Consider the following 23,585-nt stretch of genomic DNA (forward strand, 5'->3'; position numbering starts at 1 on the left):
GCGACCATCGAGAGGCAAGGGTGTGATGACCTCCAGTACGACGAGCTCCGCCACCACGGGGGCGGCCGCCGGGCCCGTGGACCGGCCCGGCCGCCTCTCGCTCGGTGACAGGGTCCTGCGCGAGGCCTGGATCTGGCCGGTGCTGCTCACCGTCGCCCTCGGGCTGTACCACCTGGGCCGCTCGGCGCTCTGGCGCGACGAGCTGGCCACGTGGAGCGCGGCGCACCGCAGCATCCCGGACCTCGTCGACCTGCTGCGGCACGTCGACGCGGTCACTGGCCCGTACTACCTGCTGATGCACGGGTGGACGACGATCGCCGGCACCTCCGAGGTCGCGCTCCGGCTGCCCTCGGTGTTCGCGATGGCCGCCGCCGCGGGCTTCGTCGGTCTGACGGCCCGCAAGCTCTTCGGCCGGTCGGCGGGGCTCGTCGCCGGATGCGTCTTCGCCCTGACGCCCTCCGTCTCCCGGTACGCCCAGGAGGCCCGCGGATACGCGTTCGCCGTGCTGGCGGTGGCCGCGGCCACCTTCTTCCTCTTCCGCGCACTGGAGCGGCCCGGTCCGCGCCGGTGGCTGCCGTACGGCCTCGCGGTGGCCGCCGCGGCCTCCTTCCACCTGATCTCGCTGTCGATCCTGGCCGGGCACGCCTGCGTCGTCGCGATGCGCTGGCACCGCACCCGTGAACGCCGCACGGCCGTGGGCTTCGCCCTCGCCTGCGCCGCGGGCCTGCTGCCGGCCGTGCCGCTCGCCCTCGCCGGCAGCCGCCAGGTGGGCCGGCAGCTCGACTGGCTGACCTCCCCGAGCGTGCAGTACGTCGTCGACTGGTTCTGGCGGGGCCTCTTCGGGTCCGCCTGGTACAGCATGTGCGTGCTGGTGATGGCCGTACTGCCGATGGCGTGGCACCGGGGCCGCCGCCCGGCGATCGAGCTCGGGCTCGTCGCCATCCTGCCGATCCCCCTGGTGTGGCTGGTCTCCCAGGGCGGCACCGCCTACTTCCTGGACCGCTACCTGCTCTTCACCGTGCCGGGCTGGGCGGTCCTCGCGGCGGCCGGGCTGACGAGGCTCCGCCCCCGGCCGCTGATCGCGCTGGCCCTGGCCTTCCTGATGCTCATCTGCGTCCCCGACCAGCGGGCCGTGCGCAAGCCCTTCATCCGCGAGAGCTTCGACATCAGGGCCGCCGCGGCGGTGATCGCCCACGGCTACCGCCCCGGCGACGGCATGGTCACCCTCCGCGGCGTCTACGCCAGCTCCATGCTGGACATATCGCTCGGCTACTACCTGCCCGCGGACGTGCGTCCCAAGGACGTCCTCGTCGCCGAGGACATGATCACCCGGGGAGACCTGTACCCCAAGCTGTGCGCCGACTTCGTGGCCTGCCTCGGGGACACCCCGCGCGTCTGGGCCGTCACCATCGGCAAGGCCCCGCTCGGCTTCTACCCCAAGGACCAGACCGCAGCACTCACCTCGGTCTTCCCCAAGCAGACCAGCACCTCCGTACGCGACATGACCGTCACGCTCATGGAGCGCGGCTGACGGGGCGGGCGATGTCCGGCCGGCCCGCGATCCCGCCGACCCGGCCGGGTGCGTCGGTGGGGGGTCCTACACTCGGAAGGCCATGACTAGCCTCTTTGACGACCTCCCGCTCCCCGGATTCGAGAGCCCCTCGCCCGGGTCGAGCCCCGCCCAGGACGAGCCCCCGACGGACGAGGAGCCGCCGTACGAGGAGGCGATCCCGGACGGGCTCTTCGAGAACGACTACGCCGCACCGCCGGACCGTGACGCGTGGTACCGCGACGGTGCGGCCCGCCCGGTCATCGACCCGGAGCAGCTGCTGGCGGGCATGAACGACCCGCAGCGCGAGGCCGTCGCGCACCACGGCTCGCCGCTGCTCATCGTGGCCGGTGCCGGCTCCGGCAAGACCCGGGTGCTGACCCACCGCATCGCGTACCTGCTCGGTGCGCGCGGCGTGCAGCCGGGCGAGATCCTGGCGATCACCTTCACCAACAAGGCCGCCGGCGAGATGCGCGAGCGCGTCGAGGAACTCGTCGGCCCGCGGGCCCGCGCGATGTGGGTGTCGACCTTCCACAGCGCCTGCGTGCGGATCCTGCGCCGCGAGTCGAAGCTGCTGGGCTTCACCTCGTCGTTCTCGATCTACGACTCGGCGGACTCGCAGCGCCTCATGGGCCTCGTCTGCCGCGACCTCGACCTCGACCCGAAGCAGTTCCCGCCGAAGTCGTTCACCGCGAAGGTCAGCAACCTCAAGAACGAGCTGATCGACGAGGAGACCTACGCCGACCAGGCCTCCAACCCGATGGAGAAGAAGCTCGCCGAGGCGTACGCGCTCTACCAGCGCCGCCTGCGCGAGGCGAACGCCCTCGACTTCGACGACATCATCATGACCACCGTCAACCTGCTCCAGGCCTTCCCCGACGTGGCCGAGCACTACCGGCGGCGGTTCCGGCACATCCTCGTCGACGAGTACCAGGACACCAACCACGCCCAGTACACCCTCGTCCGGGAGCTCTCCGGAGGTGCCCTCGGCGACGCCCCGAAGATGACCGCCGACGGCGACTTCGTGAACCCGACCGCCGCCCGGCTCTCGCAGATCCCCCCGGCCGAGCTCTGCGTGGTCGGCGACGCCGACCAGTCGATCTACGCCTTCCGCGGTGCGACGATCCGCAACATCCTCCAGTTCGAGGAGGACTACCCGAACGCCACCACCATCCTGCTGGAGCAGAACTACCGCTCCACGCAGACCATCCTCAGCGCCGCCAACGCCGTCATCGAGCGCAACACCAACCGGCGCAAGAAGAACCTCTGGACGGCCGGCGACCAGGGCGAGCGGGTGGTCGGCTACGTCGCCGACGACGAGCACGGCGAGGCGCAGTTCATCGCCGACGAGATCGACCGCCTCACCGACGGCGGCCACGCCCGCCCCGGCGACGTCGCGATCTTCTACCGCACCAACGCGCAGTCCCGCGTGTTCGAAGAGGTCTTCATCCGGGTCGGCCTGCCCTACAAGGTCGTCGGCGGCGTGCGCTTCTACGAGCGCAAGGAGGTCCGCGACATCCTGGCCTACCTGCGCGTCCTCTCCAACCCCGAGGACACCGTGCCGCTGCGCCGGATCCTCAACGTGCCCAAGCGCGGCATCGGCGACCGCGCCGAGGCGATGATCGACGCCCTCTCCTCCCGCGAGCGGATCAGCTTCCCGCAGGCGCTGCAGCGCGTCGACGAGGCGTACGGCATGGCCGCGCGCTCCGCCAACGCCGTCAAGAAGTTCAACGCCCTGATGGCGGGCCTGCGGCAGGTCGTCGAGTCCGGCGCAGGCCCGGCCGCGGTGCTGGAGGCCGTCCTGGAGGAGACCGGCTACCTCGCCGAGCTCCAGGCCTCCACCGACCCGCAGGACGAGACCCGCATCGAGAACCTCCAGGAGCTCGCCTCCGTCGCCCTGGAGTACGAGAAGGACCCGGGAGAGCGCCCCGAGGGCGAGGACGCCGAAGGCGCCCCGCCGGTCGGCTCGCTCGCCGACTTTCTGGAGCGGGTCGCCCTGGTCGCCGACTCCGACCAGATCCCGGACGACGAGGAGGGCCAGGGCGTCATCACGATGATGACCCTGCACACCGCCAAGGGCCTGGAGTTCCCGGTGGTCTTCCTCACCGGCATGGAGGACGGGATCTTCCCCCACATGCGGGCCCTCAACCAGGTCAAGGAGCTGGAGGAGGAGCGCCGCCTCGCGTACGTCGGCCTGACCCGGGCCCGGCAGCGCCTCTACCTGACCCGCTCGGTGCTGCGCAGCGCCTGGGGCCAGCCCTCCTACAACCCGGCCTCCCGCTTCCTGGAGGAGATCCCGGAGCCGCTGGTGGAGTGGAAGCGCAAGGGTGCGTCGGCGTCGCCCGTCACCCGTGGCTTCTCGCCGTCCTCCTCCGGCTCGTCCCGGTCGTACGGATCCGGCGGGGGCTCCGCGCGTTCCACCACGGCGGCGCCGCAGCCCGGCTGGGCGAAGACCGCCCGCAAGGTGACCGACCGCGAGGTGGCGGCGCTCGCCGTCGGCGACCGCGTCACCCACGACACCTTCGGTCTCGGCACGGTCGTCGCCACCCAGGGCGTCGGCGACAAGGCGCAGGCGACGATCGACTTCGGCTCCACCGGGCGCAAGCAGCTGCTGCTGCGTTACGCGCCGGTCGAGAAGCTCTGACCCTGCCGCGGTGCCCGGCCGGGCCGCAGCCACCGGGCCCGGCCCACCGGGCCCGGCCCACCGGAGCCCGGCCCACCGGAGCCCGGCTCACCGCGGGTCGAGCCCGCGGGCGAGCAGCCACGGCAGCGGGTCGACGGGCGCGCCGCCACCGGGCCGCACCTCGAAGTGGAGGTGCGGCCCGGTGGTGTTCCCGGTCGCGCCGGAGCGCGCGACGACCTCGCCCGCGCGGACGGCACCGCTGCGGACGCGGTAGCCGCTCAGGTGCGCGTACCAGGTCTCGGTGCCGTCGGCGGCGGTCACGATCGCCAGGTGGCCGTACGCGGCGCTCCAGCCGGTCGTCACGGTGCCGTCGGTGGCCGCGCGGACGGGCGTGCCGGTGGCCACCGGGAAGTCGATGCCGGTGTGTCGGGCCGCCCAGTGCGGGCCGGACCGGCCGAAGGACGCGCTCAGACCCGGTGCCCCGACGGGCAGGGCGTAGCGGCCGTCCGGGCGGAGGGTGTCCGGTTGGAGGGTGTCCGGTTGGAGGGTGTCCGGGCGGAGGGTGTCAGGCCCGCGGTCGTCCACCGGGAGGACGGCGGTCCGGCCGGTGCCGCGGTCGGCCCGGGGACCGGCGCCGGCCCCCGGGGTGTCCGGCGGGGTGTCCGGCAGGGCGTCCGGTGCGGCGGCGGGGGTCGCGGTGTCCGGCCGTCCGGTGTCGACGGTGGCCGCGGCGACGCCGAAGACGCCGAGCGTGGCGGCGGACGGCAGGGCGACGGTCAGCAGGGCCGTGCGGGTGCCGCCGGCCCGCGGGCCTCGGTGCTGGCCGCCCGGCGCGGCGGTGCCGCTCTCGGGCGCGGTGAGCGGCCGGCGGGCCGCCCGTCGGATCGGGAGGCGGACAGGGGTGTGTCTGGCCGTCATCGCGCCGCTCCTCGTCGTGGGTGGGCATCGGGGACCGGTCGGTCCGGACCGACCCGGAGGGACCGGGACCGACCGGGAGGGACCGGGAGAAATCAGTCGAGACTGTAGGCCTTGATCACGTACCGGGCGGAAGTGTGCACCTCAGCACGCGTGGCGCTCCGTCAGCGGCCCGGCGGCCCAGCGCTCCAGGGCCTCGTGCACGGCGGCGACGGCCTGCGGACGGGCGTGCGGGTGGCCGGCCCCCGGCACGGTCACCTGCACGGCGTGCAGGCCGGGGTGGCCGGGGCGGGCGTCCGTGCGCGGCAGCGCGAGCCCGGCCGGCAGGTCGCCGCCGGGCCGGAGCCGACGGGTCACCGGGAACGGGTCGGGCGGCAGGGCCGCCGTGGTGCCGCCGTGCAGGGTGGCCGGGGTGACGACGGCCAGGGTGACGACGGCCGTGACGGGCGCATGGCCGCCGAGCCGCTGCACGTAGTGGCGCACGATCAGGCCGCCCAGGCCGTGGCCGACCAGGGCGACGGGGCGGCCGTCGTGCGCCTGCACGGCCCACTCGACGTGCCGGGCGAGCAGCACGGCGGCGGCCCGGACGTCGCGGCTGAGCGGCGCGTGGTCGAGGGCGTGCAGGTGGGTCCAGCCGTGCCGGTGCAGGGTGCGGCGCAGCGGGGCGAAGACGGCGCGGTCGTCGGCGAGGCCGTGCAGCAGCAGCACGGGGCCGGGCCGGGGCCGGGCGGCCGGCGGCACCGGCCGGCCCGGGCAGGGGCGCGCCCGCCGTTCGGGCGGGACGCCGGCGGGGTGGCGGACCGGAGGGCAGGCCGGAGGGCGGGCGGGGGCGGCTTCCGCGCCGGCGCCGCGGGCGGCGCCGGCCGTCCGCCGGAACGGGATCGTCATGCGGATCTCCCCGGCAGGGTGGCGCGGGGGCCCCTGCGGTGGCCTGTGCAGGGGTCACGGTGTCCGGTGACCGGGAGTGCCCGGTCGGTGGCTCTCTGATTTTCCCCCGGTGCCGACCGGCGAAACCGCGGCGCGGCCGCCGTGGGTTACCCTCCCCTCAGGCATGTTAGAAGCTGTTAACATCGCGCCCGGTCCGACCGGACCGGTCGGGTGGACAGCGTCGTCCAGGAGGCAGTCATGGGTGTGTCAGGGCCGATCCGCGTGGTCGTCGCCAAGCCGGGGCTGGACGGCCACGACCGGGGCGCGAAGGTCATCGCACGCGCGCTGCGCGACGCCGGCATGGAGGTCGTCTACACCGGCCTGCACCAGACGCCCGAGCAGATCGTCGACACGGCGATCCAGGAGGACGCCGACGGCATCGGCCTGTCGATCCTCTCCGGCGCCCACATGACGCTCTGCGCCAAGGTGCTGGAGCTGCTGCGGGAGCGTGACGCGGAGGACATCAAGGTCTTCTGCGGCGGCATCATCCCGGACGCGGACATCCGGGAGCTCAAGGCGCTCGGCGTCGCCGACGTCTTCACCCCCGGCACCCCGATGCAGTCGGTCGTCACCTGGGTCGAGGCCAACCTCCGCCCGGCGGGCTGACCGCGGCCCTCCGGCCGTGCCCGCCCGGCGGGCCGTCAGGGGGCGAGCTCGTCGAGCATGACCGCCCGCAGGCGGAGCGTCCCGGCGAGCCGCGCGAACGTGTCGGCCCACGCCGTCTCCGGTGCGGCGTCCGTGGCGAGCGCCTCCACGGCCGCCGCCGCCTCCGGGGCGAGCGCCCGCTCGGTCATGCCGAGCACCCCGCTGTGGCTCCACGGGTACGCGCCGGAGCCCGCGGCGCGCTCCAGGGCGGCGACCACGGCGGTGGACAGCGGCGGTGTCCAGGGCGCCGCGCAGGCGCCGAGCAGCTGGAAGGCGTCGCCGAGGCCGTGGGTGCGGACGAACGCGGCCGTCCAGGCGGCGCGTTCGGCCGGGGGCAGCACGGCGAGCAGTTTCGCGGGTGCGCCAGCGCCGCGGTCGGCGGTGCCGGGACGCGGCGCGGGGCCGAGCAGGGCGCGGGCCCACCGGGTGTCCTGCTGGCGGACCGCCGCCCGGGCCCAGGCCTCCCGCAGTTCGGCGGACCGGTCGGTGCCGTCGGCGTCGCCGTCCTCGGTGGCGGGCAGCCGTACCAGCAGGTCCGGGGTGAGCCCGGAGTCGTCCGTCCACAGCGCGAGCGGGGCGGCGGCCACGATCTCGCCCAGCCACCACGAGCGCTGCCCGCGTCCGGTGGGTGACTTGAGCGGTATGCCGTCGCGCTGCATCGCCGCGTCGCAGTCGGCGGGCGGGGTGACGGCGAGCCGGCCGTCGAGCGGCCGCACGCAGGCGCGCGCCCGCTCGGCCATCCGCGCGGCCAGCGCCGAACCGGGCAGGGTGGAGAGCAGCTCGGCGGCGGTGGTGCGGACGTTCTTGCTGCGATCGCCGAGCGCGGCCTCCAGGAAGGGCTCGTCGGCCGCGGACAGGCCGTCCTGCAGGGCGTCGAGGAAGAGCAGCCTGTCCTCGGCCCGTTCGGTGCCCCACGTGGTGCCGAGCAGGGCGAGGCCGGCCGCCGGATCGCGCCGGCGCAGCCGCGTCAGGTGGGTGACCCGCTCCGCGAACAGGCCCTCCTGCCAGACCTGCTCGCCCGCGGCCCGGTCGCCGGCCGGATCGTCCTCCGCGGCGGTGCGGGTGACGAACCGCCAGTCGGTGTTCCGCTCGGCCAGCCAGCGGCCGAGCGGCCCGGCCAGGGCCACCACGTCGGGCCGCAGCTCGCTGCGGCCGCGCGCGGTGTCGAGCAGGGCGGGCACGTGGACGGGCGGCAGCCGGTAACCGTGCCCGCGGGCGGTCGCGAGCCACTGGGGGAGCAGCTCCGTCAGGTTGGCGAGGGTGCCGTCGTGGCCGCGGCCGAGCAGGATGCCGAGGCGGCGGGCGGCCGCCGCGGGCACCTCGGGACGCGGGTCGGCCCCGGCGGGTGCCGGGAGCCCGGGCGCGGGCAGCGGACGGGCGCCCGCGCGGCGCCGTACGGCGGCGAGCGCGGCCAGGTCGAGCAGGGCCGTCGCCGGGTCGGAGCGGTCGACCGCGGCCGCCGCCGCGGCGGCGGGGGTGCCGGGCACGGGCTCCGGCAGCGGCCGGCGGTCCGTGCCGAGCAGGGCGGCGGTCCGGAGCTCGGACCAGGTGTCGTGGGTGGTGGTGGTCGGGGCCGTCACGGCCTGCCTCCCGTCGGGTGGGTCCGGTGGTGGTCGTCGGGCGGTCCCGCCGGGGCGCTCACTGGCCCACCCCGAACGGGCGGCCGTCGGCGCTCCAGGCGGTGACCGGTGCGAATCCGGCGTGGCCGCACTCGCCGAACAGCGTCAGCGGCCGGCCCGCGGAGAGCGCGGCGAGCCGCCACAGCGCCTGCTCGGGCGCCGACCCGCGCCGGACGGGGACGGCGCTGCCGCCGTCCGTCAGCTGCCAGCCGTCCGGGCCGAGGACGGGCACGACCTCCGCCAGCACGACGGGCCAGGAGTCCAGCCACGGGTCGTCGGCGACGGCCTCGCCGTAGCCGGCCACGGCCTCCGCCGGGGAGACGCCGGGCGGCGGCCCGTCCGGGTCCGTCCCGGGCTCGCCGTGGCGGGGGCCGAGCACGGCCCGCAGCGGGCGTGCGCCGGGGTGGAAGGCCAGCTCGGCCTCCACCACCCGGCCGGTGGGCAGGGCGAGCTCGGGCGCCCTGCCGGCGCTGCCGAAGGAGAGCAGCAGGGCGGGGCGGCCGGTCTTGGCACCGCGCAGCCAGATCCGCCGGGTGGTGAGGCGGTCGTCCGCGGTGTCGCGGCTGCCGAGCACCTGCCAGCGGTCGCGGACGGTCGGCCCGGCGAGCAGTTCGTCGGTGGCGGTGGTGAAGCCGACCCGGGTGCGCACGGTCGCCGCCAGCGGGGCGGGCAGCTCCTCGACGCGGCCGTAGGCGCCGGCCAGCAGGTGCAGCAGCGCGTACTCCTCCAGCAGGCCGTCCTCGGGGGTGCGGGCGAGCTCGCGGGCGCGCCCGGCGAGGCCGGGGGCCTGCGCGTCGACCATCCGGGCGGCGACCTCGTCCCAGCCGGAGGCGGTGGCGGCGTGGTCGGCGAGGCCGTGGCGGACCCCGTCGGCGAGGCGGAGCCGCAGCTCCAGGGCGCCCGCGGCGACCCGGGCGGCGCGCTGCTCCGCCCGGCGGCGGGCCGCCGGGTCGTCCTTGGCGGCCTCGCGGCGCCCGGCCTGCCGCACCGCCTTCTGATCGGCGCTCTCCTGACGCTTCGCCAGCCACTCGGCGACCCGCGCGGGCTGCTCGGCGTCCACGACAACCGCGGCCGAGCCGGCGCTCCACAGCAGGAGCAGCCCCAGCACGTGCTTGCACGGGAACTTCCGGCTGGGGCAGGTGCACGTGTAGGCGGGCCCGGCGAGGTCGACGCAGGCGTGGTACGGCGTGCGCCCGCTGCCCTTGCACGCGCCCCACAGGGCGCCGCCGCCCCAGCCGGCCTCCGTCCAGGGCGCGGGTGCGGACAGCTTGCCGGCCGCCTTCAGCGACGCCTGGTCGGGCGCGAGCGACAGGACGTGTTCGTTGCTCCAGCGTTCCTCCATGCCGACGACGCTAGGAGGGGGCACTGACATCCGCCGGGGCGGCCGGAGCCGCCCGGCCGAGCCGAACTGACGGCCGGTCACCGCACCGGCCGGGGTTGTCAGTGGCCCGGTGCATGGTTGTTCCAGCAGGCCGAAAGGGCGTACGAAACGCCTGGTCGGCCGGTGTCCGGCCGCCGTCCGGGGCCGTGTCCCGGCGGCACCCCGGTCCGTACGGCGGTCCCGCACGCCCCGATCCCCGCCCGTCCCGACCCGCGCCCTGCCACAGCCATGTCCGGCGGCCCGTACCCAGGAGTTGTTGATGACCACCGAGACGACCACTCGTTCGAGTGAAGTCCTCCGCCTCCACGCCGAGGACGCCTTCGCCGCGGAGCTCTCCGCGCTCGCCGCCGCCGACGACCGCCCCCGCCCCGCGCGCTGGCGCCTCTCGCCGTGGGCGGTCGCCACCTACCTGCTCGGCGGCGAGCTGCCCGACGGCACCGTGATCACCCCCAAGTACGTGGGGCCGCGCCGCATCGTCGAGGTCGCCGTCACCACGCTCGCCACCGACCGGGCGCTGCTCCTGCTCGGCGTGCCCGGCACCGCCAAGACCTGGGTGTCGGAGCACCTCGCGGCCGCGATCAGCGGCGACTCCACGCTGCTCGTCCAGGGCACCGCGGGCACCCCCGAGGAGGCCGTCCGCTACGGCTGGAACTACGCCCAGCTGCTCGCCAACGGCCCCAGCCGGGAGGCGCTCGTGCCCTCGCCCGTCATGCGGGCCATGGCCGACGGCAAGATCGCGCGGGTCGAGGAGCTCACCCGGATCCCGGCCGACGTGCAGGACAGTCTGATCACCATCCTCTCCGAGAAGACCCTGCCGGTGCCGGAGCTCGGCGACGAGACGCAGGCCGTGCGCGGCTTCAACCTGATCGCCACCGCCAACGACCGCGACCGCGGCGTCAACGACCTCTCCTCCGCCCTGCGCCGCCGCTTCAACACCGTCGTGCTGCCGCTGCCCACCACGCTGGAGGAGGAGGTCGAGATCGTCGCCCGCCGCGTCGACCAGCTCGGCCGCTCCCTCGACCTGCCCGACCTGCCGGGCGGCGCCGAGGAGATCCGGCGCGTCGTCACCGTCTTCCGGGAGCTGCGGGCCGGCCTCACCGCCGACGGCCGCACCAAGGTCAAGACGCCCAGCGGCACCCTCTCCACCGCCGAGGCGATCTCGGTGCTCACCAACGGCCTCGCCCTCGCCACGCACTTCGGCGACGGCGTCCTGCGGGCCGCCGACGTCACCGCCGGCGTGGTCGGCGCCGTCGTCCGCGACCCCGTCGCCGACCAGGCCGTGTGGCGCGAGTACGTCGAGGGCGTGCTCCGCGAGCGCGACGGCTGGAAGGACTTCTACCGCGCCGCCCGCGAGCACACCCGCTGACCCACCCGGTCCACCCCGGTTCACCCGGCCCACCCCGGTCCGCCCGATCCGGCGGCCCCGCCCGACCCGTCCGACCCACCGATGAGGAGGTGCCGCCCCATGGGCGCAGAGGTCACCCTGCTCGGCGTACGCCACCACGGCCCCGGCTCCGCCAGGGCGGTGGCCGCCGCCCTGGCGCAGCTGCGGCCCGACGCCGTGCTGATCGAGGGCCCGCCCGAGGCCGACACGATCGTCGCCCTGGCCGGCGACAAGGACATGAAGCCGCCGGTCGCGCTGCTCGCCCACGTCGTCGACGACCCGGCGAAGGCCGCGTTCTGGCCGTTCGCCGTCTTCTCGCCCGAGTGGGTCGCCGTGCGGTACGCCGTCGACCACGACGTGCCCGTCCGTTTCGTCGACCTCCCGGCCGCCCACACCTTCGCCCTCGCCGACCACCCGTCGGGCGTGCCGGGGGGCACGTCCGACGGGGAGGACGGGCCGGAGCCGCTCGGCGACCCGATCGCGGCCCTCGCCCGGGCGGCCGGCCACGACGACCCCGAGCGCTGGTGGGAGGACGTCGTCGAGCACCGCGCGCCCGGCGACGACGCGCTCGCGCCGTTCGCCGCCGTCGCCGAGGCGATGACCGCCCTGCGCGAGGACGGCGCCGCCGGCCCGGCCGGCCGCCGCGACGAACTCCGCGAGGCGTACATGCGCCAGCAGATCCGGGCCGCCCGCCGGGCCGGCCACCAGCGGATCGCCGTCGTCTGCGGGGCCTGGCACGTGCCCGCCCTGCGGACCATGCCCACCGCGGCCCACGACCGGGCCCTGCTCACCGGCCTGCCCCGGCTGAGGACCGAGATCACCTGGGTGCCGTGGACGCACCGCCGCCTCTCCCAGCACACCGGCTACGGCGCCGGCATCGACTCGCCCGGCTGGTACCACCACCTGTTCACCAGCCCCGACCGGCCGGTCACCCGCTGGATGACCGGTGTCGCCGAACTGCTCCGCGCCGAGGACCACCCGGTCTCCTCCGCCCACGTCATCGAGGCCGTCCGGCTCGCCGAGACGCTCGCCGTGATGCGCGGCCGTCCGCTCGCCGGGCTCGGCGAGACCCTCGACGCCGTCCGCTCCGTCCTGTGCGACGGCTCGGACGTCGCCCTGGCCCTCGTGCACGAGCGGCTGGTCGTCGGCGACGCGCTCGGCGAGGTTCCCGACGACGCGCCCGCCGTGCCGCTCCAGCGCGACCTGGCCCGGCTCCAGCGCAGCCTGCGCCTCAAGCCGGAGGCCGCCGGGCGCGAGCTCGTCCTCGACCTCCGCAAGGACCTCGACGCGAGCCGCTCCCGGCTGCTGCACCGGCTGCGCCTGCTCGGCATCGGCTGGGGCGAGCCGGGCCGTACCACCACGGGGTCGACCGGCACCTTCCGCGAGACCTGGCAGCTGCACTGGGAGCCCGAGTACGCCGTGCGGGTCGTCGAGGCCGCGCACTGGGGCACCACCGTGGAGGACGCGGCCTGCGCCCGGGCCGCCCGGGCCGCGGTGGACGCCGCCGAGCTCGCCGACCTCACCCGGCTCGTCGAGCAGTGCCTGCTCGCGGGGCTCACCGGCGCCCTGCCGTCCGTGATGCGGGTGCTCGCCGACCGCGCCGCCCTCGACACGGACGTCGCCCACCTCGCCGCTGCCCTGCCGCCGCTCGTCCGGGCGCTGCGCTACGGCGACGTCCGCTCCACCGACGGCCGTGCCCTCGACGGTGTGGCGCACGCCCTCGCCGAGCGCATCAGCATCGGCCTGCCGCCCGCCTGCACCGGCCTGGACGCGGACGGCGCCGCCGCCATGCGCGCCCACCTCGACGCCGTGCACACCGCCGTGGGCCTGCTCGCACCAGGCCCCTCCGGCGCACCCGCCCCTTCCGGCGCAGCCGACGCGCCCGACGACTCCGCCGCCGGGAGGTGGGCCGGCGCGCTCCGCTCGCTCGCCTCCCGCGAGCCGTCCGGCGGACCGGCCACCGGGGTGCCCGGGCTGCTCCGCGGCCGCGCGGTCAGGCTGCTGCTCGACGACGGCCGGCTCGGCTCCGACGAGGCCGGCCGCCGGATGGGCCTGGTGCTCTCCCCGGCGGGCGCCCCGGCGGACGCGGCCGGCTGGATCGAGGGCTTCCTCACCGGCGGCGGCGCCCTGCTGCTGCACGACGCCCGGCTGCTCGGCCTGCTCGACGACTGGCTGACGGGCGTGCCCGGCGACACCCTGGTCGACCTGCTGCCGATGCTGCGCCGGACGTTCTCCGGCCTGGAGGCGGGCGTGCGCCGCACCATCGGCGAGCGGGCCGCGGCCGGTCCGCTGGGCGGCGGGGCCGCCCTGGTGGCAGCCGTCCCGGACGACCTCGACGAGGCCCGCGCGGACGCCGCACTGCCCGTGCTCGCCCTGCTGCTCGGCCTGCCGGCCCCCGACACGGTGCCCGGGCCGCCCGTCGGCCTGCCGCGCATCCCGCGGCAGCCGCAGGGCCGCAACACCTGACCGGCCGACCCCCCGCCGCCCCGACCCGTTCTGCACCGAGGAGTGCCATGACCGCGACCCACGCCCCGCTCGATCCCGCCGCGGAGCGGCTGCGCCGCTGGCGGCTGGTGCTCGGGGGCGAGGCGGACGGCACCGGCCACCGTCCGACGGGCCGGGACGCGGCCATGGACGGTGCGCTCGCCGCCCTCTACCGCGGTGCCGCCGAGGGCGGCGGCACGGAGGGCCGCGGTGCCGCCCGCAGCGCGGGGCTCGGCGGTTCGGCGCCGCAGGTGGCGCGCTGGCTGGGCGACATCCGGGAGTACTTCCCGACCACCGTCGTGCAGCTGATGCAGCAGGACGCGATCGCCCGCCTCGGGCTGGACCGCCTGCTGCTGGAGCCGGAGATGCTGGAGGCCGTCCAGCCGGACGTGCACCTGGTCGGCACGCTGCTGTCGCTGAAGCACGCGCTGCCGGAGACCACCCGGGAGACCGCCCGCGCCGTGGTCGGCAAGGTCGTGGCCGACCTGGAGCGCCGCCTGGCCGACCGCACGCGCGCCACCCTCGGCGGTGCCCTGGACCGCTCCGCGCGGGTGAACCGTCCGCGCCACCGCGACATCGACTGGGACCGCACGATCCGCGCCAACCTGAAGAACTACCTGCCCGACGCCGGCCCGGACGGCCGCGGCACCGTCGTGCCCGAGCGGCTGGTCGGCTACGCGCGCGCCCAGCGGTCGGTGAAGAAGGACGTCATCCTGTGCATCGACCAGTCGGGGTCGATGGCCCCCTCGGTGGTGCACTCCGCGGTGTTCGGTGCGGTGCTGGCGTCCATGCGCAGCCTGACGACGCGGCTGGTCGTCTTCGACACCTCCGTGGTCGACCTGACGGAGCAGCTGACCGACCCGGTGGACGTGCTCTTCGCGACCCGGCTGGGCGGCGGCACCGACATCAACCGGGCGCTGGCGTACTGCCAGTCGAAGATCACCCGGCCCTCGGAGACGATCGTGGTGCTGATCAGCGACCTCTACGAGGGCGGCATCCGCAACGAGATGCTCAAGCGGGTCGCGGCGATGAAGGCCGCCGGCGTGCAGTTCATCGCGCTGCTCGCGCTCTCCGACGAGGGCGCCCCCGCGTACGACCACGCCCATGCCGCGGCGCTGGCCGCGCTCGGCGCCCCGGCGTTCGCCTGCACCCCGGACGTCTTCCCGGAGATCATGGCCGCGGCGATCGAGAAGCGTCCGCTGCCGGTGCCGGACCGCGGATGAGGTCTCCGGACGGTGCCGGGCGGGTGGGCCGGGATGCCTGGTTTCACCCGGTCGGGTGATGACCGTCCGGATCTCACCGGGGCGGCGCGCCCGACGTGAGCAGGCCGCCTCCGGGCCCCCGGTGCACCCGTTGTGACGGTTCTCACCAAAGCCGACCCGGCCTCCGGCGAAACACGCACGTCGTCCGGGGATAACCTGCCAGACGGACGTGACGCGCGTGTTGATTGACGATGCGCCCGGGGCTGCGTGGGCCGCAAGGCCGACGCTCTGCGTACCCGTGCAGCTCCGACGAAATCCGCAGCGAAGATCCTGCCGTGGCACGCTCGAAGAGACACAATCCGCGACCACGAACAAGGACGAACACACGTGGACCTGTTCGAGTACCAGGCGAGGGACCTCTTCGCCAAGCACGGTGTACCCGTGCTTGACGGCGACGTCATCGAGACCCCGGAAGCCGCCCGCGAGATCGCGGAGCGCTTCGGCGGCCGCGCCGTCGTCAAGGCTCAGGTGAAGGTCGGTGGCCGAGGCAAGGCCGGTGGCGTCAAGCTCGCCGCCGACCCGGCGGACGCCGTCGCCAAGGCCGAGGCGATCCTCGGCATGGACATCAAGGGTCACACCGTCCACAAGGTGATGCTGGCCCAGACCGCGGACATCAAGGACGAGTACTACGTCTCGTTCCTGCTCGACCGCACGAACCGCACCTTCCTGGCGATGGCCAGCGTCGAGGGCGGTGTCGAGATCGAGGTCGTGGCCGAGGAGAACCCGGACGCGCTCGCCAAGATCCCGGTCGACGCCAACGAGGGCTGCACCCCGGAGAAGGCCGCCGAGATCGTCGCCGCCGCGAAGTTCCCGGCCGAGGTCGCGGACCAGGTCGCCGAGGTCCTGCAGCAGCTGTGGAAGGTCTTCATCGCCGAGGACGCGCTCCTCGTCGAGGTCAACCCGCTGATCAAGTCCGGCGAGGGCAAGATCATCGCGCTCGACGGCAAGGTCTCCCTGGACGAGAACGCCGAGTTCCGCCAGCCGGACCACGAGGCGCTGGAGGACAAGGCCGCCGCGAACCCGCTGGAGGCCGCGGCCAAGGCCAAGGGCCTCAACTACGTCAAGCTCGACGGCGAGGTCGGCATCATCGGCAACGGCGCGGGTCTCGTCATGAGCACCCTGGACGTCGTCGCGTACGCCGGTGAGAACCACGGCGGCGTGAAGCCCGCCAACTTCCTCGACATCGGCGGCGGCGCCTCCGCCGAGGTCATGGCGAACGGCCTGGAGATCATCCTGGGCGACACCGACGTCAAGTCGGTCTTCGTCAACGTCTTCGGCGGCATCACCGCCTGTGACGCGGTCGCCAACGGCATCGTGCAGGCCCTGGCCCTCCTTGAGGAGAAGGGCGAGGCGGTCACCAAGCCGCTCGTCGTCCGTCTGGACGGCAACAACGCCGAGCTGGGTCGCAAGATCCTGACCGACGCCAACCACCCGCTGGTTCAGCAGGTGGACACCATGGACGGTGCGGCCGACCGCGCCGCCGAGCTGGCCAACGCGAAGTAAGGAAGGGGACTCACACCATGGCTATCTTCCTTACCAAGGACAGCAAGGTCATCGTCCAGGGCATGACCGGCTCCGAGGGCATGAAGCACACCCGCCGCATGCTGGCCTCGGGCACCCAGATCGTCGGCGGCGTCAACCCGCGCAAGGCCGGCACCACGGTGGACGTCGACGGCACCGAGGTGCCCGTCTTCGGCTCCGTCGCCGAGGCCATCGAGAAGACCGGTGCCGACGTCACCGTCATCTTCGTGCCGCCGAAGTTCACCAAGGACGCCGTCGTCGAGGCGATCGACGCCGAGATCGGCCTCGCGGTCGTCATCACCGAGGGTGTGCCGGTCCACGACTCGGCCGCCTTCTGGGCGTACGCCGGTGCCAAGGGCTCCAAGACCCAGATCATCGGCCCGAACTGCCCCGGCCTGATCTCCCCCGGACAGTCGAACGCGGGCATCATCCCCGCCGACATCACCGGCCCCGGCAAGATCGGCCTGGTCTCGAAGTCCGGCACGCTGACCTACCAGCTCATGTACGAGCTGCGCGACCTGGGCTTCTCCTCGGCCGTGGGCATCGGTGGCGACCCCGTCATCGGCACCACCCACATCGACGCCCTCAAGGCGTTCCAGGAGGACCCGGAGACCGAGGTCATCGTGATGATCGGTGAGATCGGCGGCGACGCCGAGGAGCGTGCCGCGGCCTTCATCGCCGAGCACGTCACCAAGCCGGTCGTCGGCTACGTCGCGGGCTTCACCGCGCCCGAGGGCAAGACCATGGGCCACGCCGGTGCCATCGTCTCCGGCTCCTCCGGCACCGCCCAGGCGAAGAAGGAGGCCCTGGAGGCCGCCGGCGTCAAGGTCGGCAAGACGCCGTCCGAGACCGCCCGCCTGGCCCGCGAGCTCTTCGCGGCCGCCCAGTAGGGCAGCCCGGCCGACAGCACGCCCGAGGGTGCCACGGACGATCCCGTCCGTGGCGCCCTCGGGCGTTCCCGGGACCGGCACCGGCACCCGGGCCCCGGGCACCGTCCGTGCTCTACCCGCCGTCCCCGTCCTGCCCGTCCCGCGCCGCGGGCGGTGCGGCCTGCTGTTCCGGCGGCACCGGGCTGCACCAGGGGCTCCGCAGCCCGGCGGTGCGCCCCGGCAGGGCGGGGCCGGCGCTGCCGGTGCCCGCCGAGGAGCAGACCTGCGGCGGCGGGGCCACCGCCACCTGCGGGGCCCGCGCGGGCGCGGGCGAGCCGCCGGCCGTCACCAGGGTGGCGATCACCGCGCCGCCCACGGCGAGCACCAGCAGGCCCGCCGCGACGGTGGTCGTCCGGGTGCGGCGCAGGGCGTCGGACACCAGGCGGCCCGGCGCGGGCGCGGGCACGGGCGGGCAGGCCCGCACCGCCGCGTCGTGCAGGAGGGAGCCGAGCCCGGGTCCGAAGTCCGGGGCGAGCGGGTCGGCGCCGACCACCTGCGGCACCGTCCGGGCGAGCTCGGCCCGGGCCGCCAGCACCCGCCGCTCGGCCGCCGCGGTCGTGGACTCCGCCTCGGCGGCCAGGACGGGGGCCGGCAGGCCCACCGCGTCGTGCAGGACGACCGCCCGGCGCTGCGGCCGGGAGAGCCGTCCGAGGGCGGCCAGCAGGGCGGCGTCCGGGCCGGTCGGCCGCGACCGGCCGCGGTGCCACGGCGACAGCGCGGCCTCGAACGCCGCGGCGCGCACCTGCCCCTCCGGGTCGGGCAGGGCGGAGACCTCGTCCCACTGCAGCGCCGCGTCGCCGAGCACCGCCCGGACGATGCGGGAGGCCCGCTGCGGAGACCCGGTCAGCAGGTACGTCTGCTGGACCAGACGGGTGTGCACGGCGGCGCTGAAGACCGCGAAGTCGGGGACGGCGGCGGCCGTGCCGGGAGGTTCCGGTGCGGCCGGCGGCGCCGGTACGGCCGGAGCTTCCGGGCGGTCGGGGGCGGCAGCGGCCTCCGGCTCCCTGGCCTCCGGCTCGACGGCGGCCTCCGGCTCCCCGGCCGGGTCCGCCCGGCCGTCCGGTACGGCGTCCTCCCCGGGTGCCGCCGCGGGTGCCGCCCCGGGTGCGGCGAGCAGCGCGGACAGGCGGACGGCGTCCTCCCGGGACTCGACGCCGAGCTTGCGCATCGCCCGCTGGAGGTGGTTCCGGACGGTGGCGGGGGCGATGCCGAGGGCGGCGGCCGCGGCACGGGTGTCGTCGCCGGCCGTGAACCGGGCGAGCACCTGGGCCTCGCGCCGGGTGAGGCGCGCGAGCAGGCGGGCGGCGTCGTCGCGTGCCTGACGGGAGGGGCCCCGGGCCGGCTCCCCGGCGGGCTCCTCCTCGGCGCGGTGGGCCTTCGACGGTGCGGTCACCTGAGGGCCTCAGGGTGGCTGCAGAATCTGAAAAGGCACATGAAGTGATAATCCGGGACACGGCGAAGGTATGCCGCTTCACGGGGCACAACGGGTGATCTTGGGAGCATGTGGCCCATGACGCAGTTGATGGGCCGGCCGCTCCTGGGCCTGCCGGGCGACCTGGGCAGCCGTTCGGTCGTCGTGGAGGTCCTGACCGGAGCCCGGACGGCACTGTCGGCCCTCTCGGTGATCGCCGTCCCCGTCCTCGGACTCTGGGTGCTCACCCCGTACGGGGATGTCACCGCCCGCGGGGCGCTCCGGCTGTCCTGCGCCGTCTGGCTGCTCGGCCACGGCGCGCCGCTCACCCGGGGCGCTGCCGGTGCACCGGTGACCGTCACCCCGCTGCTGCTCACCGCCGTGAGCGTGCTGCTGCTGCGCCGGGCCGGTGCCCGGGCGGCCGCGCGCACCCCGCGGGGCACCGGCATGCCGCGGGCGCTGCTGCCGCTGGGCGCCGGGTACCTCGCGGTGGCCGCGCTGGCCGCCGCCGAGTGCGGCCGCGCCGACGCGGTGCTGCGGGCCGACCCGCTGCCCGGCCTCGTCGCGGCCGCCGTGGTCGTGGCGGCGTCCCTCGGCTGGGGGTTCTGCAGCGTGCACGGCGCACCGGTCCCGGCGCTGCCGCGGACGCTCGCCGAACGGTTCCCGGCCTGGGCCCCGCCGCGCGGGGCGGCCGCCGCCGCGGGGCGTACCGCGGCCGCCTGGCTGGCCGGGCTCGTGGCCGCCGCCGGAACCCTGCTCACGGCCGCCGTCCTGGCCGGCGACGCGGGGCACTCCGCCGACGGGCTGGCCGACCGCGTCGCGGGGGTGCTGGGCCTGCTGCTCGCCTGCACCCTGCTGCTGCCGAACGCCCTGGTGTGGGCGGCCGCCTTCGCGCTGGGGCCGGGCTTCGCCGTCGGCACCGGCACGGCCGTCTCGCCGTTCGGCACCCGGCTGGGTGCGCTGCCGGAGTTCCCGCTGTTCGAGCTCGTGCCGGGCGGTCCGGCGGGCCCCGGCTGGGAGCTCGCCGTGGGGCTGCTCCCGCTGGCGGCCGGGGCGGTGCCCGCCCTGCTCCTCGGACGGGCGGCAGCGGGCCGGACGACCGGCCGGGTCTGGCGCCCCGGCGGTACCGCCGTCGCCGCGCTGGCGTCGGCGCTCGGCGCCGGCGCGGCGGCCGGCACGGCCGCGTGGCTGGCGGGCGGTGCGCTGGCGCCGGGCCGGATGTCCGTGCTCGGCCCGGTGGCGTGGCAGACGGCCCTCGCCGCGGCGGGCTGGTGCGCGGCCGTCGTCCTGCCGGGCGCGCTGATCGCCCGCGGGCTGCTCCTCCGGACGGCCGGCGCGGGTCCGGACGCCCTCGGCCCCCGGGCCGCCGGGCCGGCACCGTCCGCCGTCACCGCCTCCGGGGGGCGTCCGTGGCGCGGCCGCGGGGCGGCCGCCGTACGGCTGCGCACCGCCACGGCGCACCTGCGGGCGGGCCTGCACGCCGCCGTCGCCCGGCTCGCCACGGCCGTGCCGTCGTGGCGCCGCGACCCCCGGTCGGCGGGGGACGCGGCGGAGGACTGAGCGCGGCCCGCTCAGCCCGCGGCGGGGCCGAGGAACTGCACGACGATGTCCGGGGCGAGCTCGCCGCAGTTCTGCGCGGCCTCGGTGGTCAGGGCGTCCTGACGGCAGGTCACGTAGTCGTGGTAGTAGAGCTGGGCGCCGAACACGCCCAGGGTGAAGACCAGCGCGACCCCGCCGGTCAGCAGGCCGCCGAGGGCCGCCGGCACCTGCGGACGGGAGGGCTGGGCCCGGGGCAGGCCGCCGAGCGGGGCGCTGCCGATGCCGTGCGGGTTGACCGTGGCGTTGCCGGCCGGCGGTGCGTCCTGCGGGGCCGCGGGGGAGCGGTCCGACCGCAGCGCCGAGATTCCCCAGTAGAGGGCCAGTGCGCCGAGCAGCAGGGCGACGTACTGCAGGCCGAGGATGGCGCAGAAGAGCCCGGCCATGCCCGCGCTGAGGGCGTGCCGGGCCCGCCGCTGCACGGGATCGGTGGGGTCGTAGCGGGGCGGCTGCGGCTCGGACCAGCCGCCGCGGTAGCCGGGGCCCCACGGGTGCGGGGGCGGCACCTGGGGGTGCTCGTCGCCGTCGTCGCCCGGCCCGTCCGCCGGGGGCTGCGGGGGCTGCTGCGGGGTGCGGGGCCGCCACGGCCGGTCGGGGGCGTCCGCGGGCGGCGGCGCGAACGGGTTGCGCTCGCCGGTGTCGTCTCCGCTGCTCATGGTGTCGGCCATTCCTTCTCGTCCGGGGGCGTGGGGCCGCGCCGGAGCGGGCCTGCGCCTCCAATGATCCCGCAGGCGGTTCCGCGCCGGGAGGCGCCCTGCCGTGTGCGGTCCTCGGGCCGGCGGGGCGGGTGCGGTGCGCGCAGGCGAGATCCCGATCTCAACTACGCGCGTAGCGTGGCCCCGCGGTTACGAAGCGCCTCCGACCAGCCGTTATCGTGGTGACGGTCAGCAGCTCACATCGGTTCCCGGGCCCCCGCAGCGCAGCGGCACACCCCGGGGGTCCGCCCCGGCTCGACCTGCCGCCGCCCGTAGTGGCCCCACCGACGGTGGACGTACCAGCGGGCGCACGACGTACGGAGAATCGCGCAGTGGCCGCCGCTTCCGCCCAAGTCTTCCCGCCGCGCACGCCCGGACCGGCCCGCCTCGTGGTGCTGGTCTCCGGCTCCGGCACCAACCTCCAGGCCCTGATCGACGCGGCGGCCGATCCTGCGTACGGCGCCGTGATCGTGGCCGTCGGTGCCGACCGCGCGGACATCGCCGGCCTGAAGCGCGCCGAGGCCGCGGGCATCCCGACCTTCGTGCAGCGCATCGCCGACCACCCCGACCGGGCCGCCTGGGACACCGCGCTGACCGCCTCGGTCGCCGGGTACGGGCCCGACCTCGTCGTCACGGCCGGCTTCATGAAGATCCTCGGCCCCGCGTTCGTCGCCGCGTTCGCGGGCCGCACCGTCAACACCCACCCCGCGCTGCTGCCCGCGTTCCCGGGTGCGCACGGCGTGCCGGACGCCCTTGCCTACGGCGTGAAGGTCACCGGCTGCACCGTCCACCTGGTCGACTCCGGGGTGGACACCGGGCCGATCATCGCGCAGGGCGTCGTGGAGGTCCTCGACGCCGACCACGCCGATGGCGGCGAAGCGCTCCACGAGCGCATCAAGACTGTCGAGCGCACGCTGCTCGTCGAGGTCGTGGGCCGGCTGGCCCGCGAAGGTCACCGCATCGAAGACCGAAAGGTATGGATCCCGGCATGAGCGCCGCCTCCAGCACCACGCCCCCCGTCTCTGAGAACGTACGCCCGATCCGCCGTGCGCTGATCAGCGTCTACGACAAGACCGGACTGGAGGAGCTGGCCCAGGGCCTGCACGCCGCCGGGGTCACCATCGTCTCCACCGGCTCCACCGCGGGCCGGATCGCCGCGGCCGGCGTGCCGGTCACCGAGGTCTCCGAGCTCACCGGCTTCCCGGAGTGCCTGGACGGGCGGGTGAAGACCCTCCACCCGCGCGTGCACGCCGGCGTCCTCGCCGACCTGCGCCTCGAATCGCACCGCGCCCAGCTGGCCGAGCTCGGCGTCGAGCCGTTCGACCTCGTCGTGGTGAACCTCTACCCGTTCAAGGCCACCGTCGCCTCCGGCGCCACTCCCGACGAGTGCGTCGAGCAGATCGACATCGGCGGCCCGTCGATGGTCCGCGCCGCGGCCAAGAACCACCCCTCGGTCGCCGTGGTCGTCGACCCGGCCCGCTACGACGACGTGCTGAGCGCGGTCAAGGGCGGCGGCTTCGACCTGCTGACCCGCAAGCGCCTGGCCGGTGCCGCGTTCGCGCACACCGCCGCCTACGACGTCGCCGTGGCCTCCTGGTTCGAGGAGTCCGGCTACACCGAGGCGGAGGAGGCCTTCCCGGCGTTCCTCGGCGGCACCTGGGAGCGCCAGAACGTGCTCCGCTACGGCGAGAACCCGCACCAGGCGGCCGCGCTGTACGTCGACGGCACCGGCGGCCTCGCGGGCGCCGAGCAGCTGCACGGCAAGGAGATGTCCTACAACAACTACATGGACACCGACGCCGCCCGCCGCGCCGCCTACGACCACGACGGCCCGGCCGTCGCGATCATCAAGCACGCCAACCCGTGCGGCATCGCGGTCGGTGCGGACGTCGCCGAGGCGCACCGCAAGGCCCACGCCTGCGACCCGGTCTCCGCGTACGGCGGCGTTATCGCCGTCAACCGGCCGGTGAGCGTCGAGCTCGCCGAGCAGATCGCCCCGATCTTCACCGAGGTCGTCGTCGCCCCCGGCTACGAGGACGGCGCCCTGGAGGTCCTCACCAAGAAGAAGAACCTCCGCGTGCTGCGCGCCGCCGACGCCCCCGGCGACGGCCTGGAGGTCCGCCGGATCAGCGGCGGCGTCCTGCTGCAGCAGGTCGACCGGGTGGACGCCGACGGCGACGACCCGTCGACGTGGACCCTCGCGACCGGCGAGGCGCTCACCGCCGCCGAGCTCGCCGAGCTGTCGTTCGCCTGGCGGGCCTGCCGGGCCGTCAAGTCCAACGCGATCCTGCTCGCCAGGGACGGCGCCTCGGTCGGCGTCGGCATGGGTCAGGTCAACCGCGTCGACTCCTGCAAGCTCGCGGTCGAGCGGGCCGGCGAGCGCGCCCGGGGCGCGTACGCCGCGTCCGACGCGTTCTTCCCGTTCGCGGACGGCCTGGAGATCCTGGTCGCCGCCGGCGTCAGGGCCGTGGTGCAGCCCGGCGGTTCGATCCGCGACGAGGAGGTCGTCGCGGCGGCCGCGAAGGCCGGCGTCACGATGTACCTGACCGGCACCCGGCACTTCTTCCACTGAGCCGGGAGTCCCGGTCCCGGAGGCCCTGAGGCCTCCGGGACCGGGACGCGGAAGGCCCGCACCGTCCGGTGC

The 23,585-nt window shown here is 75.8% G+C and carries 17 protein-coding genes; 11 read left to right on the forward strand and 6 right to left on the reverse strand.

What is annotated here, in order from left to right:
* The first annotated feature begins 25 nt into the window (after positions 1-25).
* Together SNE206_RS11390 and pcrA are read left to right on the forward strand one after the other, a co-directional pair.
* Positions 26-1,531, forward strand: a complete 1,506-nt coding sequence (locus tag SNE206_RS11390) for a glycosyltransferase family 39 protein (RefSeq protein WP_407913169.1) — start codon at positions 26-28, stop codon at positions 1,529-1,531.
* 82 nt (positions 1,532-1,613) lie between these two features.
* On the forward strand, positions 1,614-4,193 hold the full coding sequence (gene pcrA, locus SNE206_RS11395) for a DNA helicase PcrA (RefSeq protein ID WP_407913170.1): 2,580 nt from the start codon (positions 1,614-1,616) through the stop codon (positions 4,191-4,193).
* Between the two features lie 87 nt (positions 4,194-4,280).
* Here the strand turns inward: pcrA and SNE206_RS11400 are convergent, their stop codons facing one another.
* Positions 4,281-5,090, reverse strand: a complete 810-nt coding sequence (locus SNE206_RS11400; RefSeq protein ID WP_407913171.1) for a M23 family metallopeptidase — start codon at positions 5,088-5,090, stop codon at positions 4,281-4,283.
* Between the two features lie 141 nt (positions 5,091-5,231).
* Complete coding sequence (locus SNE206_RS11405; protein WP_407913172.1) at positions 5,232-5,975, reverse strand: esterase/lipase family protein; 744 nt, start codon at positions 5,973-5,975, stop codon at positions 5,232-5,234.
* Between the two features lie 237 nt (positions 5,976-6,212).
* Here SNE206_RS11405 and SNE206_RS11410 point away from each other — a divergent pair, with 237 nt between their 5' ends.
* Complete coding sequence (locus tag SNE206_RS11410; protein ID WP_407913173.1) at positions 6,213-6,620, forward strand: cobalamin B12-binding domain-containing protein; 408 nt, start codon at positions 6,213-6,215, stop codon at positions 6,618-6,620.
* Between the two features lie 35 nt (positions 6,621-6,655).
* On the opposite strand, the gene SNE206_RS11415 is transcribed toward SNE206_RS11410, so the two are convergent.
* Both SNE206_RS11415 and SNE206_RS11420 read right to left on the reverse strand, forming a co-directional pair.
* Positions 6,656-8,239 (reverse strand): DUF5691 domain-containing protein, encoded by a 1,584-nt coding sequence (locus tag SNE206_RS11415; protein WP_407913174.1) that lies wholly within the window; start codon positions 8,237-8,239, stop codon positions 6,656-6,658.
* Positions 8,240-8,297: 58 nt separating this feature from the next.
* Positions 8,298-9,620 carry an SWIM zinc finger family protein gene (locus tag SNE206_RS11420; RefSeq protein ID WP_407913175.1) on the reverse strand — a complete coding sequence of 441 codons (1,323 nt, stop codon included), beginning with the start codon at positions 9,618-9,620 and terminating at the stop codon, positions 8,298-8,300.
* 298 nt (positions 9,621-9,918) lie between these two features.
* Here SNE206_RS11420 and SNE206_RS11425 point away from each other — a divergent pair, with 298 nt between their 5' ends.
* The 5 genes from SNE206_RS11425 (at position 9,919) to sucD (ending at position 17,200) form a co-directional block, all read left to right on the forward strand.
* Positions 9,919-11,025, forward strand: coding sequence for an ATP-binding protein (locus SNE206_RS11425; protein WP_407913176.1), 1,107 nt, complete (start codon positions 9,919-9,921; stop codon positions 11,023-11,025).
* 99 nt (positions 11,026-11,124) lie between these two features.
* Positions 11,125-13,509, forward strand: a complete 2,385-nt coding sequence (locus SNE206_RS11430) for a DUF5682 family protein (RefSeq protein ID WP_407913177.1) — start codon at positions 11,125-11,127, stop codon at positions 13,507-13,509.
* A 47-nt stretch (positions 13,510-13,556) separates the two neighbouring features.
* The gene (locus tag SNE206_RS11435) at positions 13,557-14,750 is read left to right on the forward strand and encodes a VWA domain-containing protein (protein ID WP_407913178.1); all 1,194 of its coding nucleotides are present in this window, start codon (positions 13,557-13,559) and stop codon (positions 14,748-14,750) included.
* 366 nt (positions 14,751-15,116) lie between these two features.
* Positions 15,117-16,292 (forward strand): ADP-forming succinate--CoA ligase subunit beta, encoded by a 1,176-nt coding sequence (sucC, locus tag SNE206_RS11440; RefSeq protein ID WP_407913179.1) that lies wholly within the window; start codon positions 15,117-15,119, stop codon positions 16,290-16,292.
* A 17-nt stretch (positions 16,293-16,309) separates the two neighbouring features.
* Positions 16,310-17,200: a succinate--CoA ligase subunit alpha gene (sucD, locus tag SNE206_RS11445; protein ID WP_407913180.1), complete on the forward strand. Its 891-nt coding sequence runs from the start codon at positions 16,310-16,312 to the stop codon at positions 17,198-17,200.
* A 112-nt stretch (positions 17,201-17,312) separates the two neighbouring features.
* Here sucD and SNE206_RS11450 read toward each other — a convergent pair whose 3' ends face one another.
* Positions 17,313-18,632 carry a LuxR C-terminal-related transcriptional regulator gene (locus SNE206_RS11450; RefSeq protein ID WP_407913181.1) on the reverse strand — a complete coding sequence of 440 codons (1,320 nt, stop codon included), beginning with the start codon at positions 18,630-18,632 and terminating at the stop codon, positions 17,313-17,315.
* 117 nt (positions 18,633-18,749) lie between these two features.
* Here SNE206_RS11450 and SNE206_RS11455 point away from each other — a divergent pair, with 117 nt between their 5' ends.
* Complete coding sequence (locus tag SNE206_RS11455; protein WP_407913182.1) at positions 18,750-20,210, forward strand: DUF6350 family protein; 1,461 nt, start codon at positions 18,750-18,752, stop codon at positions 20,208-20,210.
* A gap of 11 nt (positions 20,211-20,221) precedes the next feature.
* Here SNE206_RS11455 and SNE206_RS11460 read toward each other — a convergent pair whose 3' ends face one another.
* Complete coding sequence (locus SNE206_RS11460; protein ID WP_407913183.1) at positions 20,222-20,902, reverse strand: hypothetical protein; 681 nt, start codon at positions 20,900-20,902, stop codon at positions 20,222-20,224.
* A gap of 371 nt (positions 20,903-21,273) precedes the next feature.
* On the opposite strand from SNE206_RS11460, the gene purN reads away from it, so the two are divergent.
* A complete protein-coding gene (gene purN / locus SNE206_RS11465) occupies positions 21,274-21,933 on the forward strand; it encodes a phosphoribosylglycinamide formyltransferase (protein WP_407913184.1) in 660 nt (219 codons plus the stop codon).
* A complete protein-coding gene (gene purH / locus SNE206_RS11470; RefSeq protein ID WP_407913185.1) occupies positions 21,930-23,513 on the forward strand; it encodes a bifunctional phosphoribosylaminoimidazolecarboxamide formyltransferase/IMP cyclohydrolase in 1,584 nt (527 codons plus the stop codon). The genes purN and purH overlap by 4 nt, the downstream gene beginning before the upstream one ends.
* Positions 23,514-23,585 lie beyond the last annotated feature (72 nt).

It is taken from the genome of Kitasatospora sp. NE20-6, from assembly GCF_045862635.1.